General features: G+C 65.5%; 18 protein-coding genes and 5 tRNA genes. 4 read left to right on the top strand and 19 right to left on the bottom strand.

Annotated elements, in window-relative coordinates:
* Window positions 1–284: 284 nt before the first annotated feature.
* The 19 genes from rplL to EO141_RS14465 all read right to left on the bottom strand — a co-directional run bounded on the left by rplL (window position 285) and on the right by EO141_RS14465 (window position 12,963).
* Window positions 285–650, bottom strand: a complete 366-nt coding sequence (gene rplL / locus EO141_RS14555) for a 50S ribosomal protein L7/L12 (RefSeq protein ID WP_008574194.1) — start codon at window positions 648–650, stop codon at window positions 285–287.
* A gap of 54 nt (window positions 651–704) precedes the next feature.
* Window positions 705–1,238, bottom strand: coding sequence for a 50S ribosomal protein L10 (gene rplJ, locus EO141_RS14550; RefSeq protein WP_104582264.1), 534 nt, complete (start codon window positions 1,236–1,238; stop codon window positions 705–707).
* A 549-nt stretch (window positions 1,239–1,787) separates the two neighbouring features.
* Window positions 1,788–2,486 (bottom strand): 50S ribosomal protein L1, encoded by a 699-nt coding sequence (gene rplA, locus EO141_RS14545; RefSeq protein ID WP_104582263.1) that lies wholly within the window; start codon window positions 2,484–2,486, stop codon window positions 1,788–1,790.
* 3 nt (window positions 2,487–2,489) lie between these two features.
* Complete coding sequence (gene rplK, locus EO141_RS14540; RefSeq protein WP_016900682.1) at window positions 2,490–2,918, bottom strand: 50S ribosomal protein L11; 429 nt, start codon at window positions 2,916–2,918, stop codon at window positions 2,490–2,492.
* A gap of 199 nt (window positions 2,919–3,117) precedes the next feature.
* Window positions 3,118–3,675, bottom strand: a complete 558-nt coding sequence (nusG, locus tag EO141_RS14535) for a transcription termination/antitermination protein NusG (protein ID WP_127169538.1) — start codon at window positions 3,673–3,675, stop codon at window positions 3,118–3,120.
* Between the two features lie 13 nt (window positions 3,676–3,688).
* Window positions 3,689–4,099, bottom strand: coding sequence for a preprotein translocase subunit SecE (gene secE / locus EO141_RS14530; RefSeq protein ID WP_127169537.1), 411 nt, complete (start codon window positions 4,097–4,099; stop codon window positions 3,689–3,691).
* 49 nt (window positions 4,100–4,148) lie between these two features.
* Window positions 4,149–4,224: transfer RNA gene (locus tag EO141_RS14525), tRNA-Trp, on the bottom strand.
* Between the two features lie 106 nt (window positions 4,225–4,330).
* Window positions 4,331–5,521, bottom strand: a complete 1,191-nt coding sequence (gene tuf, locus EO141_RS14520; protein WP_104582262.1) for an elongation factor Tu — start codon at window positions 5,519–5,521, stop codon at window positions 4,331–4,333.
* A 46-nt stretch (window positions 5,522–5,567) separates the two neighbouring features.
* A tRNA-Thr gene (locus EO141_RS14515) sits at window positions 5,568–5,643 on the bottom strand.
* A gap of 33 nt (window positions 5,644–5,676) precedes the next feature.
* Window positions 5,677–5,750, bottom strand: a tRNA-Gly gene (locus tag EO141_RS14510).
* A gap of 29 nt (window positions 5,751–5,779) precedes the next feature.
* Window positions 5,780–5,865, bottom strand: a tRNA-Tyr gene (locus EO141_RS14505).
* Window positions 5,866–6,019: 154 nt separating this feature from the next.
* Window positions 6,020–7,111: a redox-regulated ATPase YchF gene (gene ychF, locus EO141_RS14500; RefSeq protein WP_104582261.1), complete on the bottom strand. Its 1,092-nt coding sequence runs from the start codon at window positions 7,109–7,111 to the stop codon at window positions 6,020–6,022.
* A gap of 77 nt (window positions 7,112–7,188) precedes the next feature.
* Window positions 7,189–7,767, bottom strand: a complete 579-nt coding sequence (gene pth, locus EO141_RS14495; protein ID WP_104582260.1) for an aminoacyl-tRNA hydrolase — start codon at window positions 7,765–7,767, stop codon at window positions 7,189–7,191.
* 49 nt (window positions 7,768–7,816) lie between these two features.
* A complete protein-coding gene (locus EO141_RS14490; protein WP_104582259.1) occupies window positions 7,817–8,452 on the bottom strand; it encodes a 50S ribosomal protein L25/general stress protein Ctc in 636 nt (211 codons plus the stop codon).
* 110 nt (window positions 8,453–8,562) lie between these two features.
* Window positions 8,563–9,522 carry a ribose-phosphate diphosphokinase gene (locus EO141_RS14485; RefSeq protein ID WP_104582258.1) on the bottom strand — a complete coding sequence of 320 codons (960 nt, stop codon included), beginning with the start codon at window positions 9,520–9,522 and terminating at the stop codon, window positions 8,563–8,565.
* Window positions 9,523–9,675: 153 nt separating this feature from the next.
* A tRNA-Gln gene (locus tag EO141_RS14480) sits at window positions 9,676–9,752 on the bottom strand.
* A 3-nt stretch (window positions 9,753–9,755) separates the two neighbouring features.
* Window positions 9,756–10,643 (bottom strand): 4-(cytidine 5'-diphospho)-2-C-methyl-D-erythritol kinase, encoded by an 888-nt coding sequence (gene ispE / locus EO141_RS14475; protein ID WP_115676527.1) that lies wholly within the window; start codon window positions 10,641–10,643, stop codon window positions 9,756–9,758.
* Window positions 10,625–11,278, bottom strand: a complete 654-nt coding sequence (gene lolB, locus EO141_RS14470; protein ID WP_127169536.1) for a lipoprotein insertase outer membrane protein LolB — start codon at window positions 11,276–11,278, stop codon at window positions 10,625–10,627. The genes ispE and lolB overlap by 19 nt, the downstream gene beginning before the upstream one ends.
* Window positions 11,275–12,963, bottom strand: coding sequence for a tetratricopeptide repeat protein (locus tag EO141_RS14465; RefSeq protein WP_126971458.1), 1,689 nt, complete (start codon window positions 12,961–12,963; stop codon window positions 11,275–11,277). The genes lolB and EO141_RS14465 overlap by 4 nt, the downstream gene beginning before the upstream one ends.
* 65 nt (window positions 12,964–13,028) lie before the next feature.
* Here EO141_RS14465 and hemA point away from each other — a divergent pair, with 65 nt between their 5' ends.
* From hemA to moaB, 4 genes are all read left to right on the top strand, one after another.
* Entirely contained in the window at window positions 13,029–14,327 is a 1,299-nt protein-coding gene (gene hemA, locus EO141_RS14460) for a glutamyl-tRNA reductase (protein ID WP_104649494.1), read from the top strand.
* The gene (gene prfA, locus EO141_RS14455; RefSeq protein ID WP_127169535.1) at window positions 14,305–15,390 is read left to right on the top strand and encodes a peptide chain release factor 1; all 1,086 of its coding nucleotides are present in this window, start codon (window positions 14,305–14,307) and stop codon (window positions 15,388–15,390) included. The genes hemA and prfA overlap by 23 nt, the downstream gene beginning before the upstream one ends.
* Window positions 15,387–17,093 carry a tetratricopeptide repeat protein gene (locus EO141_RS14450; protein WP_127169534.1) on the top strand — a complete coding sequence of 569 codons (1,707 nt, stop codon included), beginning with the start codon at window positions 15,387–15,389 and terminating at the stop codon, window positions 17,091–17,093. Before prfA ends, EO141_RS14450 begins: the two co-directional genes overlap by 4 nt.
* Window positions 17,094–17,490: 397 nt before the next feature.
* On the top strand, window positions 17,491–18,009 hold the full coding sequence (gene moaB / locus EO141_RS14440; RefSeq protein ID WP_039530503.1) for a molybdenum cofactor biosynthesis protein B: 519 nt from the start codon (window positions 17,491–17,493) through the stop codon (window positions 18,007–18,009).
* The last annotated feature ends 29 nt before the right edge of the window (window positions 18,010–18,038 follow it).

Raw genomic sequence — 18,038 nt, 5'->3', positions numbered from 1 at the left:
CCTAGGCTGCGGGGGCCGCGTCGCGGCGGCCCTGAAATAACAAAATTGTCAGTTGGAAGTCGCTGGTATTGCCGGCACCAGCACGCCTTCTCCCGCTACTTCCAACTACCAACTCGGTGAAGCAGGGATTGGGGATGACGAGATTGGGGATACGCGAAGATTGCCTTCGAATCCCGAATGCCGACTCTCAAATCCCGGCCTTCCATCAACGGCCAAAGGCCGGGAGCTTTACGCTCCCAGCCTTCAGTGCATCACCATGAAACGCTGGCGATGCAAGGTACTGCTTACTTGATTTCGACAGTCGCGCCAGCTTCGGTCAGTTCCTTCTTGATCTTCTCGGCTTCGTCCTTCGAAGCGCCTTCCTTCAGCATGCCACCGGCTTCGGTCAGGTCCTTGGCTTCCTTCAGACCCAGGCCGGTCACGGCGCGGACGGCCTTGATGACGCCGACCTTGTTGGCGCCGCAGTTGGTCAGCACCACGTTGAACTCGGTCTGCTCTTCGACCACGGCGGCCGGGCCAGCTGCAGCAGCAGCGACCGGAGCGGCAGCGGAGACGCCGAACTTCTCTTCGATGGCCTTGACCAGCTCCATCACTTCCATCAGGGACTTCTCGGCGATGGCGTCGACGATCTGTTCGTTGGTAAGGGACATTGTGATTACCTTTAAATGATTTTCTGGATTGGGGTTCTAGCGAACGCTAGGACATCAAGCTTCGGCAGTCTCGGCGACCGGCGCGGCGGCCTCGTCGCCACCACCCTGCTTGTCGCCCACGGCCTTGACGGCACGGGCAAACATGGCAGCCGGTTCGGACAGCACGCGGGCCAGCATGGCCAGGGCCTGGTCGCGGGTCGGCAGCGAAGCCAACACGTCGACGTGGCCAGCCGGGAACAGTTCCCCGCCGATGGACACGACCTTGGCCTGCAACTTGTCGTTGCCCTTGGCGAATTCCTTGATCAGGCGACCGGCAGCGCCGGGCTCCTCCATCGAAAACGCGTACAGCAAAGGACCGACCAGCTTGTCAGCGACGACAGCGAACTCGGTACCTTCAACGGCGCGCGCAGCCAGGGTGTTCTTGACAACTTTCAAGAACACACCGGTTTCGCGGGCCTGCTTGCGCATCGCAGTCATCTGGGAGACCGTGATGCCAGCGTATTCGGCGGCGATCAAGGAGTGAGCCTTGGCGGCGATGTCTGCCAGCTCGGCGACTACTTCTTGCTTCTGAGACAGATTGAGAGCCATTGCACTCCTCCGTTAAAGCCGGGATGGGTGATTGGTGCTTGGTGATTCGTCGAAAGCCATGAAGCCGCTCCTGCAAATCCCCAATGCCGAATCCCTAATCCCCGCTTCAAACTACTCCGCTCGCGGCTCCTGCCGGTTGCGGTCCAGGGCAGCCTCCTTCCTGGAAGCCGGGAACATCGACCGATGTTCCTTTGGTGGCCGTTCTAGACCTGGAGTGGGCTCGATCCGGGATGTCCCAGACGCGCGTAAACCAGAAAGCTCCAGAAGGGCGACACCATCTACGCCGGCCGGCTCTTGCGAACCTGATTAAGCGATCCCGCTGCATCGACGGCGACTCCTTGCCAGTGCGAGCATCCGTGCCCGTCGTCGATCTGCGCTGACCGCGCCTGCGGTCTTTGACGGCTACCGCCGGACAAGCCGGCGATCGCCTTCAAAATGTCCGTTACCCCAAAGGAGGGAACGGACTCCCAGCACACGGTGACCCGGGCCGGAAAAACAATGCTGTACTCCATCGACGGGTCAGGCCCATGACAGGCCCGCCCCCTCAACTCACTTCAGTGCAAGGCTCGACTGGTCGACCGTCACGCCAGGACCCATCGTCGAGCTGACCGACACCTTCTGCAGGTAGGTCCCCTTGGAGGTGGCCGGCTTGGCCTTGATCAGATCGACCAGCAGCGCCTGCAGGTTCGACTTCAGCGCTTCGTCATCGAAGCTGGCCTTGCCGATGGTGCAGTGGATGATGCCGGCCTTGTCGGTGCGGTAACGCACCTGACCCGACTTGGCATTCTTGACCGCTTCGCCCGGGTTGGCCGACACGGTGCCGACCTTCGGGTTCGGCATCAGGCCACGCGGGCCCAGCAGGGTGCCGAGCTTACCGACGACGCGCATCGCGTCCGGGGTGGCGATGACCACGTCGTAGCTCAGGTCGCCGGCCTGCATCTTCTCGGCCAGGTCGTCCATGCCCACCGCCTCGGCACCAGCGGCCAGGGCTTCGTCAGCCTTGGCGCCGGCCGGTGCGAACACCGCAACGCGCACGCTCTTGCCGGTACCGGCCGGCAGCACGGTCGAACCGCGCACCTGCTGGTCGGACTTCTTGGCGTCCACGCCCAGGCGCACGGCAACGTCGATCGACTCGACGAACTTGGCCTTGGCAACGGTCTTCAGGATCTTGATTGCGTCTTCGAAGGCATAGGTCTTGCCCGGAACGACAGCGGCCGCAATGGCCTTAACGCGCTTGCTCTGTGCCATGTCTTAGCCCTCCACCGTCAAACCCATGCTGCGGGCAGAACCCGCAATCGTGCGCACTGCCGCTTCCAGCTCGGCCGCCGTCAAATCGGCTTCCTTGACCTTGGCGATCTCTTCCAGCTGCTTGCGCGTCACCTTGCCCACCTTGTCGGTGTTGGGGCGCTTGGAACCGGAGGTCACGCCTGCGGCCTTCTTGAGCAGCACGCTGGCCGGGGTGCTCTTGGTGATGAAGGTGAAGGTACGGTCGGAATACGCGGTAATCACCACCGGCGTCGGCAGACCCGGCTCCAGCTTGGAGGTCGCTGCGTTGAACGCCTTGCAGAACTCCATGATGTTCAGACCGCGCTGACCCAGTGCAGGGCCGACCGGCGGCGCAGGATTGGCCTGTCCGGCCTTGACCTGCAACTTGATGTAAGCAGTTATCTTCTTTGCCATTTCGATACTCTCCGGGTGCTAGCGCCTTGACTGCAGGCTCCCCATCGGACCGGGAAATCACGTGTCCCGGCTTCACGTTTCTGACCACACGCAGATGGCTGCCATGCGGCAGCCATTGATTCCCGGCGGTTCGCCAGGTGAGCGAGCCGCGCACTATAGCAGCATTCGAGGCGGGCGCCTAGACGGCGCCCAACCGACCTCAGCCCTTCTCGACCTGACCGAACTCGAGCTCGACCGGCGTGGAGCGACCGAAGATGAGCACGGCAACCCGCAACCGGCTCTTCTCGTAATTGACTTCTTCCACGACGCCGTTGAAGTCGTTGAACGGACCGTCGGTGACGCGCACCATCTGACCCGGCTCGAACAGCACCTTCGGACGCGGCTTCTCGACGCCATCCTGCACACGCTGCAGGATCGCATCCGCCTCTTCGTCGCGGATCGGCAACGGACGGTCGGCGGTGCCGCCGATGAAGCCCACCACCTTGGAAGTTTCCTTCACCAGGTGCCAGCTTTCATTGTCGATGCGCGGAATACCGGCTTCTTCGTGGGTCTCGATCTGCACCAGCACGTAGCCGGGGAAGAACTTGCGCTCGGACCGGCGCTTCTGGCCGGCGCGCATTTCGATGACTTCCTCGGTCGGCACCAGGACGTCGCCGAAGCGATCTTCCATTTCGGTGCGCGCGATACGGTCGCGCAGGGCCTGCGCAACGGATTTTTCGAAGCCTGAATAGGCGTGAACGACATACCAACGCTTCACTGCTTGATTCTCCTCAACGAGCCAGGAACCACTGCGTGAGCTTCTGGATGACGAAGTCGAAGCCGCCCAACAGCAAACTCAGAATGATCACAACAACAATCACGACCCAGGTCGTGCGAATGGCTTCCTGGCGCGTCGGCCAGACCACCTTGCGCAACTCGAACCTGGATTCGGACATGAATTCACGGGCTTCCCGGCCTTTGCCGGTCCCCAGAAACACAAACGCACCGGCCACCAACCCCACGATCACAGCCAGCGCGCGCAACTGCGGCGTCCAGACTCCAAACTGCGTGGCACGCTCGGGTGCAGAAAACCAGAACCACACAAACAACCCCGCGATCACCAGGAGCGCGGAGATGACGTATTTCACGATATCGGCGCTGGCAGCAGACGCGCTTTTGGAAGGCTCGATTTTGCTATTCATCCGGCTCTAGTTACCGATCTGACCCGAATCGCTGGGCCGGAAAGAGGAGTGGCACGCCAGGAGGGACTCGAACCCCCAACCTGCGGTTTTGGAGACCGCTGCTCTGCCAATTGAGCTACTGGCGTATGTACTCGTTTACCGCAAACCCTAAGACAACGAAGGCGGACCGCGGTTTAGCCGGCCCGCCATTCGTTTGAATCCAGCCGCCGCAAGGCGGCTGGACGCAGGCACTTACTTGACGATCTTGGCAACCACGCCGGCGCCGACGGTACGACCGCCTTCACGGATGGCGAAGCGCAGGCCTTCGTCCATCGCGACCGGGTTGATCAGGGTCACGACCATCTTCACGTTATCGCCCGGCATCACCATCTCCACGCCTTCCGGCAGCTGGCAGGCGCCAGTGATGTCGGTGGTGCGGAAGTAGAACTGCGGACGGTAGCCCTTGAAGAACGGGGTATGACGGCCACCCTCGTCCTTCGACAGCACGTAGACTTCGGCTTCGAACTCGGTATGCGGCTTGATCGAACCCGGCTTGCACAGCACCTGGCCACGCTCGACGTCGTCACGCTTGGTGCCGCGCAGCAGCAGACCGGCGTTGTCGCCCGCCTGACCCTGGTCCAGCAGCTTGCGGAACATTTCCACGCCGGTGACGGTGGTCTTCTGGGTATCACGGATACCGACGATTTCAATTTCGTCGCCAACCTTGATGATGCCGCGCTCGATACGACCGGTCACCACGGTGCCGCGGCCGGAGATCGAGAACACGTCTTCGACCGGCATCAGGAACGGACGGTCGACGTCGCGGGTCGGCTCCGGAATGAACGAATCCAGCGCCTCGACCAGCTTCAGGATCGCCGGCACGCCGATGTCGCTCTGGTCGCCGTCCAGCGCCAGACGCGCCGAACCGTGGATGATCGGCGTGTCATCGCCCGGGAAGTCGTACTTGCTGAGCAGCTCGCGCACTTCCATCTCGACCAGCTCGAGCAGCTCGGCGTCGTCGACCATGTCGGCCTTGTTCAGGAACACGACGATGTGCGGCACACCGACCTGACGCGAGAGCAGGATGTGCTCGCGGGTCTGCGGCATCGGGCCGTCAGCGGCCGAACACACCAGGATCGCGCCATCCATCTGCGCCGCACCGGTGATCATGTTCTTGACGTAGTCGGCGTGGCCGGGGCAATCGACGTGCGCGTAGTGACGGGTCGGGGATTCGTATTCGACGTGTGCGGTCGAAATCGTGATGCCGCGCGCCTTCTCTTCCGGCGCCGCGTCGATCGCGTCATACGCCTTGAACTCGCCACCGAAACGCTCAGCACCGATCTTGGTCAGCGCGGCTGTCAACGTGGTCTTGCCATGGTCGACGTGACCGATGGTGCCGACGTTCACGTGCGGCTTGGTGCGCTCAAATTTAGCTTTTGCCATGGGTGCGTGTCTCGGTAATCGTTTGGAGTTGAAGACGATTGAGTAATGGTGCTCACGAAAGGAATCGAACCTTCGACCTCCTCCTTACCAAGGAGGTGCTCTACCGACTGAGCTACGTGAGCGAGTTTTGCATTATGCCATGCATTTGCGTTCAATGGAGCGGGAGACGGGAATCGAACCCGCACCATCAGCTTGGAAGGCTGAGGTTCTACCGTTGAACTACTCCCGCGCCGGGAACTGCATGCCACAACGTGAAACTGGTGGAGGGAGGTGGATTCGAACCACCGAAGGCGTAAGCCAGCAGATTTACAGTCTGCCCCCGTTGGCCGCTTGGGTATCCCTCCAGCTTTTACTACCGGACCGGTGCGCGATGAAGCGAATTCGGTTCGGGGTGAAGCAGCCCGTTATTTTGTTGTGGGACGCACCCGGTGTCAACAAAAATTTTGAACTCTTCGCCACCCCCGAAAGCGCGCGACGACCAGCGCCGCGCGCACGGGATCAGACGTTGAAACGGAAGTGCAATACGTCGCCTTCCTGCACGCGATATTCCTTGCCTTCCAGGCGCAGACGCCCGGCATCGCGCGCACCGGCTTCGCCGCGGTGCTTGATGAAGTCGTCAAAGCCGATCGTCTCGGCGCGAATGAAGCCCTTCTCGAAATCGGTATGGATCACCGCCGCCGCCTGCGGCGCGGTCGAGCCAGCCTTGACCGTCCACGCGCGCACTTCCTTGACGCCGGCAGTGAAGTAGGTCTGCAGGCCGAGCAGCTTGTAGGCGGCGCGGATGACGCGATTCAGGCCCGGCTCGTCCAACCCCAGGTCGGCCAGGAAGGTGTCGCGGTCCTCGTCGTCGAGCTGCGACAGCTCTTCTTCGATCGCTGCCGAGACCGGCACCACTTCCGCACCCTCGGTCAACGCATGCTTGCGCACTGCCTCCAGGTGCGGATTGTTCTCGAAGCCGTCCTCGAGCACGTTGGCGATGTACATCACCGGCTTGAGCGTCAGCAGGAACAGGTCGCGCACCAGCGCCTTTTCATCCTCGTCCAGACCGGCTGCACGCCCGGCCTTGCCATCGGCCAACGCGGCCTGCAACTTGGCCAGCACCGGCTTGCGCGCCGCTGCGTCCTTGTCGCCGCCCTTGGCGCTGCGCTCGGCACGGTTGAGTGCCTTTTCCACGCTGTCCAGGTCGGCCAGCGCCAGCTCGGTATCGATGGTTTCGATATCGGCGATCGGGTCGACCTTGTTGTTGACGTGGATGACGTCGTCGTTTTCGAAGCACCGCACCACGTGGGTGATGGCATCGACCTCGCGAATGTGCGCGAGGAACTTGTTGCCCAGCCCTTCGCCGCTTGCCGCGCCCGCCACCAGGCCGGCGATGTCGACGAACTCGACCGCGGTCGGAATCAACTTCTGCGGCTTGACGATCTCAGCCAGCTGATTGAGGCGCGGGTCCGGCACCGGCACGATGCCGACATTCGGCTCGATGGTGCAGAACGGGAAATTGGCCGCAGCGATGCCCGCCTTGGTCAGCGCATTGAACAGGGTCGACTTGCCGACGTTGGGCAGGCCGACGATGCCGCATTTGATACCCATGGGTTTTCCAGTGAATGGAGAATCGGGAATCGAGAATGGCAAGAGCAGCGCTCCTCCCATTCCCGATTCCCCATTCTCTATTTTTCCGTATGCAGGCGCTTCATCGCCTCGTTGAAATTACCTTGCATTGCCAGCGGCAGCACGTCGATGGCGGCGTCCACTGCAGTGCCGATTGCCGCGTCGTCGTCACGCCCTGCCCGTCCCAGCACCCAGGGCACCACACGGTCCTTGTGGCCGGGATGGCCGATGCCGACCCGCAAGCGGTGGAATTTGCCGTGCCCCAGCAGGCGGATGGTATCGCGCAGGCCGTTCTGGCCACCGTGGCCGCCATCGAACTTGAGCCGTGCGACGCCTGGCGCCAGATCCAGTTCGTCATGCGCAACGAGCAACTGCTCCGGCTCGATCTTCCAGAACCGCAACGCGGCGGTGATCGATTTGCCGCTGAGATTCATGAAGGTGGCCGGCTTGAGCAGCCAGACCGGCTGGCCGGCGATCTCGACCTTGGCGGTCTCGCCGAACAACTTGGCATCCAGCCCCCAACGCGCGCCATGGCGCTGGACAAGGGCATCGACGAAACGAAACCCGGCGTTGTGCCGGGTTTGCGCGTGTTCCGGACCGGGATTCCCGAGTCCGACAATCAGGCGGAGTGCAGACATGCCAGCGACCGCGGCCGATCCTACGCAGTGCGGAGGATCGGCCAACGGCTTACTTGGTCTCGGCGCCGTCGCTGCCTTCTTCACCGGCAGCGTCTTCTTCCTCGACCCGCACGTGCTTGGCAGCAACCACCGCCACGTCGTGCTCCTTGCCCAGCTTCAGCTCCGGAATTTCCACGCCGGCCGGCAGCTTGATCTCGGACAAGTGGATCACGTTGCCCACTTCCAGGGCACCGAGGTCGACCTCGATGAACTCCGGCAGGTCCTTCGGCAGGCAGACCACCTGGACTTCGTTGAGCTCGTGGGTGACGACCACTTCGCTGGACTTGCCGGCCGGCGAGGTTGCCTCGTTGACGAAGTGCAGCGGCACAGCGGCACTGAGCTTCTCGTTGGCGCTGACGCGCTGGAAGTCGATGTGCATGATCAGCTGCTTGAACGGATGGCGCTGCATGTCACGCAGCAGCACCTGCTGCACGTCGCCATTGAGATTCAGGTCCAGGATCGACGAGTAGAACCACTCGTTCTGCTGGGCAAGCCAGATCTGCTCGTGGTTGAGCTGGATGCTGACCGGCTCGAGTTCGCCACCGTAGACGATGGCCGGAATGACGCCAGCGTGACGCAGGCGGCGGCTCGCACCCTTCCCCTCGTCTGCGCGGCGCTCGACCTTGATTTCGTGAGTCTTTGCCATGTTGTTTCACTACCTAGATTGGAATACCGCCTCGCGGCGATGAAGCGTCTCACCCGCGACCAGGAGAGACGTGGTACCGGCACCCGCACACTGCGGGCACCGAATGGGGTTCAGTCGACGTAGAGCGAACTCACCGATTCGCCGAAGGCGATGCGGCGAATGGTCTCGGCCAGCAGTTCGGCCACGCTCAGCTGACGAATCTTGGCGCAGGTGCGCGCAGCTTCGGTCAGCGGGATCGTGTCGGTGACCACCAGCTCGTCGAGCTGCGAATTGTTGATGTTGTCCACCGCCGGGCCGGACAGCACCGGGTGGGTGATGTAGGCCACGACCTTGAGCGCGCCGCGCTGCTTCAGCGCTGCGGCGGCTGCGCACAGGGTCCCGGCGGTATCGACCAGGTCGTCGACCAGCACGCAGGTCTTGCCCTGCACGTCGCCGATGATGTTCATCACCGTGGCCACATTGGCGCGCGGACGGCGCTTGTCGATGATGGCCAGATCCGCATCGTCCAGGCGCTTGGCGACGGCGCGCGCGCGCACCACGCCACCCACGTCCGGCGACACCACGATCAGGTTGTCGGTGCCGTAGGCGCGCCAGATGTCGGCCAGCAGCAGCGGCGAGGCGTAGACGTTGTCCACCGGCACGTCGAAGAAGCCCTGGATCTGGTCGGCGTGCAGATCGACCGTCAGCACGCGGTCGGCCTCCATCGCGCAGATCATCTTGGCGGCAACCTTGGCGGTGATCGGCACGCGCGAGGAACGCATGCGGCGGTCCTGACGCGAGTAGCCGAAGTACGGGATGACCGCAGTCACCGAGGCGGCGCTGGCGCGCTTGAGCGCGTCGATCAGCACCAGCAGCTCCATCAGGTTTTCCGCACTCGGCGCGCAGGTCGGCTGGATCACGAACACTTCCTGCCGGCGCACGCTTTCCTCGATTTCGACCTGCACCTCGCCATCGGAAAAGCGCGTGACCAGCGCCTTGCCCATGCGAACGCCGAGCTCCTTGCAGATGCTCAGGGCAAGCGGCTTGTTGGCATTGCCGGAGAACACCAGCAGATTACGTTGGTCTTGCATGAGGTCTCTCGGGCGGCGGCGAAGAGCGTGCGGGCGATGGTTGAGCTGGACAAACCGACCAAATGCCGGGCTTTCCTTGAATCCCCGCACATGGAGGTGCGGGCTGTTGCAGAAGGATCTGCATATACGACTGTTGCAGAGGGATCTGCATATTGGCAGGGGCGGTAGGATTCGAACCTACGAATGCCAGGATCAAAACCTGGTGCCTTGGGCCTCTTGGCGACGCCCCTGCATCAAACCTGTCTCGCGTCCAGTGCGTCGAGCAGTGGCGAGTGCGCTGCACCTTCCACGACCCACGCCCTCAGGCTGCCCGGCAACTGCGCCATGGCCTGCTCTGCAGCAGCGCGCGTGGCGAATTCGACGAAACACCCGCCCCCTGACCCGGTCAAACGCGGCGTCCCGATCCTGGACAGCGCCTGGAACACTGCCTCGATGGCGGGTTCACGGCGCCGCAGGACCGGCTCGAACGCATTGTCGAGCAGAGAACCCGAAGCGAAGTCCGCTATTTTCACGGGCGCAGCATCCCGCGTCAATTCCCGTGACTGAAATAAGGCCGGGGTGGGCACGTGGATTCCCGGATCGACCAGCACATAGGACGCTGCCGGGAGGCTGATCGGCGTCAGTTGCTCGCCGACACCCTCGGCCCAGGCATTGTGCCCGCGCACGAACACCGGCACGTCGGCACCCAGCCGCAATCCCAGCCCGGCCAGCGTATCGACCGGCAAACCCAGGCCCCACAAGGCGTTCAGCGCGACCAGTACGGTGGCGGCATCCGACGAGCCCCCCCCGAAACCACCGCCGGCGGGGATGCGTTTGTCGACCCGGATGTCGGCGCCGGCCTGCGTGCCCGCGCTGGACTGCAGCAGGCGCGCGGCACGGATCACCAGGTCGTCGTCTTCCGCCACGCCGGGCAGGCTGTCGCCGATACGCCGGATCAGCCCGTCATCGCGCAGGCGAAGATGAATGGTGTCCCCCCAGTCCAGCAGCCGGAACACGGTCTGCAGCAGGTGGTAACCATCGGCGCGGCGCCCGACGATCCGCAGGAACAGGTTGAGCTTGGCCGGCGCAGGCCACGCCGACCAGCCCGCTTGCGCCGCAGGCATCAGGGCGACACCGCCCAGTGGTCGACCAGCAGACGCACCTTGGCCTCGCCATTGCGGGCTTCGATGCGCTGCGGCAGCTCGGGTTGGCCTTCGCCAGCCGGCGCCCAGGCGAGGAAATCGATCGTCCAGCCATCCTGCTGTACGGTCCGCGGCCGACCGGCTGCATCCAGGTCCACGCGTTCGGCGCCCGCGTCGGCGATGCGCAGCGCACGGACCCAGTCCGGCATCTGGTTGACCGGGATGGTCCAGCCGGTTGCTTCCAGCAGTACCTGCTCGGCATCGGGGCCGCTGCGCGGGCCACCCTCCAGTCCTTCCAGGCGTCCGGCGCCAGTGGTGGTGTCGCCGGTGAGCACCCAGCTCTGCCGGGTCACCGGCGCGCTGAGCTGCACGCGGTATTGCGCACCGTCCTGCTGCCAGTCGATACGGCCGCTCCCGCCCTGACTGCCCTTGCTGATCGCCACCCGGCCCTGGAACGACCAGTTCGGATGCGCCTGCAGCCAGGCCTGGCGCGCAGCTTCGGCCTGGCGCGCGCGCTCGGACACCTGCTCGACTACTGCGGCATCGCCGCCCTGCCCGCGCGGCACGCTGACGCAGGCCGACAGCCCGACCAGTACCAGCCCACTCAGGGCCAGTGTTCGGATCGCCGTGCTCATAGGCCGAACTTTTCCACGGCGCGTTGCAGCGCGCGGTTGTCCGGGTCCAGACGCCGCGCTTCATCGAAGTAGCGCCGCGCTTCGTCCTGCTTGCCGCTGACCCACAGCACCTCGCCCACATGCGCGGCGATTTCCGGGTCCTTGACCAGGGCCCAGGCACGGCGCAGCTGCACCAGGGCCTCCTTGGCGCGGCCCATGCGGTACAGCACCCAGCCGTAGCTGTCGACGATGGCCGGGTTGTCCGGGTCGGCGGTGCGGGCGCGGTCGATCAACGCCAGCGCTTCCTTGTAGCGGGTGGTGCGGTCGGCCAGGGTGTAGCCCAACGCATTCAGCGCCGCCACGTTTTCCGGCTCGGCGACCAGGATCTTGCGCAGGTCGGCCTCGGCACGTGCGACATCGTCGCGGCGCTCCCAGGCCAGGCCGCGGGCATACAGCAAGGCTCCGTCGTCCGGATAGGCGGCCAGGCCGCGCTCGAAGGCATCCAGTTCGCCCGGTGCGTCGCCGGCGCGCTGGTGCAGCTCGGCCTCGAGCACATAGGCGTCGCGACGTGCGTCGTCGTCGGCAGTGGCATCGCTCTGCAAGGCGCGGACTTCGGCCAGTGCCTCGGGCTTGCGGCCCAACTCGTACAGCGCACTGGCGGCGCGCAGACGCGCTTCGCTCAGCTGCGGGCCGCCGGGTACGCCGCGATACCACTCCACCGCCTCGTCGTAGCGCTTGAGGAATTCGGCGATCTTGCCGAGCAGCAGGCGGCGGTCCGGGTCGGGCTTGGCGGCATTGCTCTTGAGCTCGCCGTACAGCGCCTCCAGCGCGGTGCGATCCTTTTCCTTGGCCAGCATGGAGGCGCGCAGCCCGTAGGTCTGGGTGTCCTGCGGCCCGGTCGACAACACCCGCGCGGCCGCTTCTGTCTGCCCCATGGCATCGTAGGCAAAGGCCAGCGCGCCACGCAGCTCGGAATCCTTGACCGCCTGCGGCTCGACAGTCTTCAGCAGCGCCAGCGCCTCGTCGTTCTTGCCTTCCTGCTGCAGCTGGGTGGCGTGCAACAAGGCCACGCGCGGCTCCTCGGGGAAACGGCGCACCACTTCGTCGACGATGCGCTTGGCCAGCGCCGGGCGCTCCATGCGCAGGGCGAGCCGGCCGAACTCCTGCCAGGCTTCGATCTGGTTGGGAATGGCGCCGGCCTTGACCAGGTCCTCGAGCACGTCGGCCGAGGCTTCCGGCTCGCGTCCGCCATTGGCCAGGGCGATCAGGGCGAAGCGCCAGCCGCGCGGGTCGGATTCTTTGAGCAGGCCGAGCAGATCACGGCGGGCGGTCCGCAAGTCGTTGCGGCGCAAGGCCAGCGAGGCTTCGGTACTGCGCATGGACATCGACGACGGTGCGCGGGCGCGCCACAACGCCAGGGCCTCGATCGCACGCGGGTCGTCGTTGGCCAACATGGCGATGCGGGCGGCGCGCTCGGCCAGCCCGGCGTCGCCGGCCTCGGCCTTGGCAGCGTCCAGATAGGCGCGGGCGGCCTCGTCCAGCTGCCCGGCCTGCAAGGCGAATTCGCCGGCGAGCACCGGCTCCAGCGAGGTGGTGCCGGCGCCCTTGGGCGGCGGCGCGGGCGGTGCTTTCTTGGGTACTGCGGTGGCACTGGTGGAGACTGCGACCAGCAGAAGAACACACAGGATGCGAATCGGTACAGGCATCGGGGGCAACCGGGCCGTAAAATGGGGCCCTGAATGGCCGCCAGCTTATCGCAAGCAACTGAACAATGACGTTGTGGGTGCTCGGACTGAATCACCAGACCGCACCTGTGGACCTGCGCGAACGCGCGGCGTTCGCAGGTGACGCGTTGCCGCGCGCGCTCGAATCCCTGCGCGCGTTGCCGCAGGTGCGCGAGGCCGCGCTGCTGTCCACCTGCAACCGCACCGAGCTGTATGCGATGGCCGACGACCCGCACAGCCTGGTGAGCTGGCTGGAAACCCACGCCCCTGGCTTGAGCGGCTACCTGTATCAGCATCAGGAGGAGCAGGCGGTACGCCACCTGTTCCGCGTCGCCACCGGGCTGGACTCGATGGTGCTGGGCGAGCCGCAGATCCTGGGCCAGGTGAAGGATGCCTGGGCAGTGGCGCGTGCGCACGGCGCGCTGGGAAGCGGACTGGACCGCTTGTTCCAGCAGACCTTCTCGGTGGCCAAGCGGGCACGCACCGATACCCGCGTTGGCGCCAACCCGGTGTCGGTGGCCTCCACCGCGGTGCGGCTGGCACAGGAATCCTTCGCACGGCTCAACGAATCCACCGTGCTGTTGATCGGCGCAGGCGAAACCATCGAGCTGGCCGCCAAGCATCTGAGCGAAGGCCGCGTGCGCCGCCTGTTGATCGCCAATCGCACGCTCGCCCATGCGCAGGCGCTGGCCAGCCAGCACGGCGGCTACGCACTGCCGCTGACCGATCTGGACCGCCACCTGGCCGAGGCCGACGTGGTGTTCTCGGCCACCGCCGCGCGCGAGCCGATCGTCACGCGCGTGCAGGTGGACCAGGCGCTGCGCGCGCGCAAACGCAAGCCGATGCTGCTGTTCGACCTGGCGGTGCCGCGCGACATCGAAGCCTCGGTGGCCGAGCTGGGCGACGCCTACCTGTACACCGTGGACGACCTGGAACGCGCGGTGGAAGACAACCGCCGTGGCCGCCGGGAAGCGGCCGACCAGGCCGAGGCCATCATCGACCTGCAGGTGGCACGCTATGTCGAAACGGTGCAGGCCAATGCGCGCCAGGCGCCGCTCAAGCGCTTGCGCGCGTTCGGCGACAGCACCCGTGACGAGCTGCTGGCCAAGGCGCGCCAGCAATTGCACAACGGCAAGCCGGCCGACGAGGTGCTGGAACAGCTGGCGCACGCGCTGACCAACCGGCTGCTGCATCCACCCACCGCCGCGCTGCGCGATGCTGCGCTCAACAACGACCTGGAATTAACCAGCGCGGCCGACCGGCTGTTCCCGGAAAAGCCCGGTTACCAACATCCCCCTGTCACTACCCCGATCGCGAGGACCGATGACGCCGACCCTGCGCCGTAAGCTCGAAGCGCTGGCCGAGCGCCGCGAAGAACTGCAGCACCTGCTCTCCGACCCCGATGTGGTCAGCAACAACGACAGGTTCCGCACGCTGTCGCGCGAACTGTCGCAGCTGGAGCCGGTGGCCGTGGCCCTGGAAGACGAGGCGCGTGCCAAGGCCGACCTGAGCGCGGCCGAAGCGATGCGCAACGATCCGGAAATGCGCGAACTGGCCGAGGAGGAGATCGCCGCCGCCCAGGCGCGCCTGGAAGAACTGGATGCGCAACTGGCGTTGCTGCTGGTGCCGCGCGACCCGCGCGACGACGGCAACCTGTTCCTGGAAGTGCGCGCCGGCACCGGTGGCGACGAGGCGGCGATCTTTGCCGGCGACCTGTTTCGCATGTACGCGCGCTATGCCGAGCGCCAGGGCTGGAAGGTGGAGATCGAGTCCGACAGCCCCGGCGATCACGGCGGCTACAAGGAGGTGGTGGCACGGGTGGTCGGACGCGGCGCGTATTCGCGGTTGAAGTTCGAATCCGGCACCCACCGTGTGCAGCGCGTGCCGGCGACCGAATCGCAGGGCCGCATCCACACCTCGGCGGCCACGGTGGCGATCATTCCCGAAGCCGACGACGTGGAAGAGATCGTGATCAACCCGGCCGACCTGAAAGTGGACACCTTCCGCTCCTCCGGGGCCGGCGGCCAGCACGTCAACAAGACCGAGTCGGCGATCCGCATCACCCACGTGCCCAGCGGGGTGGTGGTGGAATGCCAGACCGAACGCAGCCAGCACGCCAACCGCGACAAGGCGATGAAGCGGCTGAAGGCGCAATTGGTGGAAGCCGAACGCAGCAAGGCGGCCGCCGCCGAAGCGCAGACGCGCAAGTTGCAGGTCGGCAGTGGTGACCGCAGCCAGCGCATCCGCACCTACAGCTTCCCGCAGGGACGCATCACCGACCACCGCGTGGAAGGCCTGACGCTGTACGACCTGCCCAACATCATCGAAGGCGATCTGGATGCGCTGATCGCACGCCTGCTCCACGAGCATCAGGCCGACGAACTGGCACGGTTGAGCGACAGCCCGTGAGTGCGCAGGTCCCGCGCGAGCTGCTGCAGCTGCGCGAGGCGGTGCGGCGCCAGCCGGGCGATTTCGTCGCCTGGCTGATGCTGGCCGATGCCGAACTCGGCATGGGCGCGATCGTTGCGGGCGAGGCCGCGGTGCAACGCGCACTCGCGCTGCAGCCGGGCCACCCGGAAGCCGTGGCCCGGCTTGGCCGGGTGCGCTGGACGCAGCAACGGCATGCCGAGGCGGCAGCGTTGCTGCAGCAGGCATCGGACCTGGTGCCGCAGCATCCGGGCATCGCGTTATGGCTTGGGCATGCGTTGGAAGATGCGAGCCAGGCCGAAGCTGCGGCGGCCGCGTACACGCGTGCGCATCAGTTGCTGCCCGACGAGCCGTACATCACTGCGCAATTGCTCAACTGGCGACGCCGCCTGTGCGATTGGCGCGCGCTGGATGCACTTGCTGCGCAGGTGCGCAATGCCGTGGCGCAGGGCGCTGCGGCGGTGGAACCGTTCGCCTTCCTGAGCGAGGACGCCAGCGCAGCCGAACAGCTGGCGTGTGCACGGACACGCGCGCAGGCCGTCGCCGCGATGCTGCGCCCGCTGGCGCCGACTGCCGTGCGCAGCCGGGGTGCGCTGCGGCTAGGCTTCGTTTCCAATGGGTTTGGCGCGCACCCCACCGGCTTGCTGACGGTGGCGTTGTTCGAAGCGCTGAAGCGCCGGCAGCCGGCGCTGCAACTGCATCTGTTCGCCACCAGCCACGACGACCGCAGCGCGATCCGCACGCGCCTGGCGCACGCCACCACGCTGCACGATGTCACCACGCTCGGGCACCCGGCCACCGCGCAGCACATCCGCGACCAGGGCATCGATCTGCTGTTCGACCTGCGCGGCTGGGGTGGCGGCGGGCGCCCGGAAGTGTTCGCGCTGCGGCCGGCGCCGGTGCAGCTGAACTGGTTGGCCTACCCGGGCACATCGGGCGCGCCGTGGATGGACTACGTGCTGGGCGATGCCTTTGCGCTGCCGCCGTCGCTGGAGCCGTTCTATCGCGAGCGCGTGCTGCGCCTGAACGGTGCGTTCCAGCCGTCGGATACCTCGCGCGTAGTCGCCGAACCACCATCGCGGGCGCAGTGCGGCTTGCCCGAGCATGGCGTGGTGCTGTGCTGCTTCAACAATAGCTACAAGCTCAATCCACGCAGCATGGCGCGCATGCTGGCGGTGTTGCGCGCGGTGCCGGGAAGCGTGCTGTGGCTGTTGTCCGGGCCGGGCGAGGCCGACGCGCGCCTGCGTGCGGTGGCGCAGGCGCAAGGCGTGGATGCGCAGCGCCTGGTGTTCATGCCGAAGCTGCCGCATGCGCAGTATCTGGCGCGCTACCGGCATGCCGACCTGTTCCTGGATACGCATCCGTACAACGCGCATACCACCGCCTCGGATGCGTTATGGGCGGGTTGCCCGGTGCTGACAACGCCCGGCGAGACGTTTGCCGCGCGCGTGGCCGGCAGTCTGAATCATCACCTGGGGCTGGATGAGATGAATGTGGCCGACGACGCCGCGTTTGTGGCCAAGGCGGCGGCGTTGGCGAGTGATCCAACGGCATTGAGTGCGTTGCGTGCGCGGGTGGCGGAGCGTCGGCGCGAGTCGGGCGTGTTCGATATGGATGGATTTGCCGACGGGTTCGCCGACCTGATGCAAGCACTCGCGCGCCAACATGGTTGGCCAGGTAACTAGCGGCCTGCTTGCCTTTCCAAGGTAGATGGCTGTCTTCTGCTGTACCCCAATCCAACTCCCGCTCCGTGCCCCGGCCCGCGCTTGCGGCGCGGGCGCTCCAAGGCACGCGCGCCCAGCTGTGCCTCCTCGCCCCTGCGGGAGAGGTGCTTAAAAGCGTCATTGAATTTCTTCGAGACCTTTTCAGGTCATGGAAACAACGTGCAGAGCGGCAGCGTGGCCGGGGATTGGCGCAGAGCGGCACACGGATGTGCCGCGGCGGCGAGTCAGACAGGATGTCTGCCGAGCCGAGGAGCCGATCCCCGGCCGCGCTGCCGCCCTGACCGAAGCCAGCAGCTGGGTTTTGCGGCTTCACGCCGTGGCGCTGTACCCGCGCGTCCCGGCTCGCTAGGCTTGGGGCATGCCTTCCAATCTCGACTTCATTCCCTTGCACCTGTGCGTGCTGACGGTGTCCGACAGCCGCACGCTGGCCGATGATCGCTCCGGCGACTATCTGGTCGATGCCCTGACTCACGATGGTCACGTGCTGCACGAGCGCGCCCTGTGTCCGGACGACCGTTACCGCATGCGCGCGATCGTCTCCGCGTGGATCGCCGATGCGCAGGTCGACGGCATCCTGATCACCGGCGGCACCGGCTTTACCGGCCGTGACAGCACGCCGGAGGCAATCACGCCATTGCTGGACAAGACCATGCCCGGTTTCGGCGAATTGTTCCGCGCGGTCAGCGTCGACGAAATCGGCACCTCGTCGCTGCAGTCGCGCGCGTTTGCAGGGCTGGCCAACCACAGCTTCGTGTTCTGCCTGCCCGGCTCCACCTCGGCCTGCCGCACGGCCTGGGAAAAGATCGTGCGCGCGCAGCTGGATGCACGTACCAAGCCCTGCAATCTGGCGACACTGCGTCCACGCCTGGGCGAATAGCCTGCGCGCTTCATCGCTGCCGGAACGCG

It is taken from the genome of Xanthomonas sp. BRIP62415 (assembly GCF_003993515.1).
Classification (GTDB): Bacteria; Pseudomonadota; Gammaproteobacteria; order Xanthomonadales; family Xanthomonadaceae; genus Xanthomonas; species Xanthomonas euroxanthea.
Note: the sequence above shows the minus strand (reverse complement) of the source record. Positions and strands in the feature narration are given on the sequence as shown.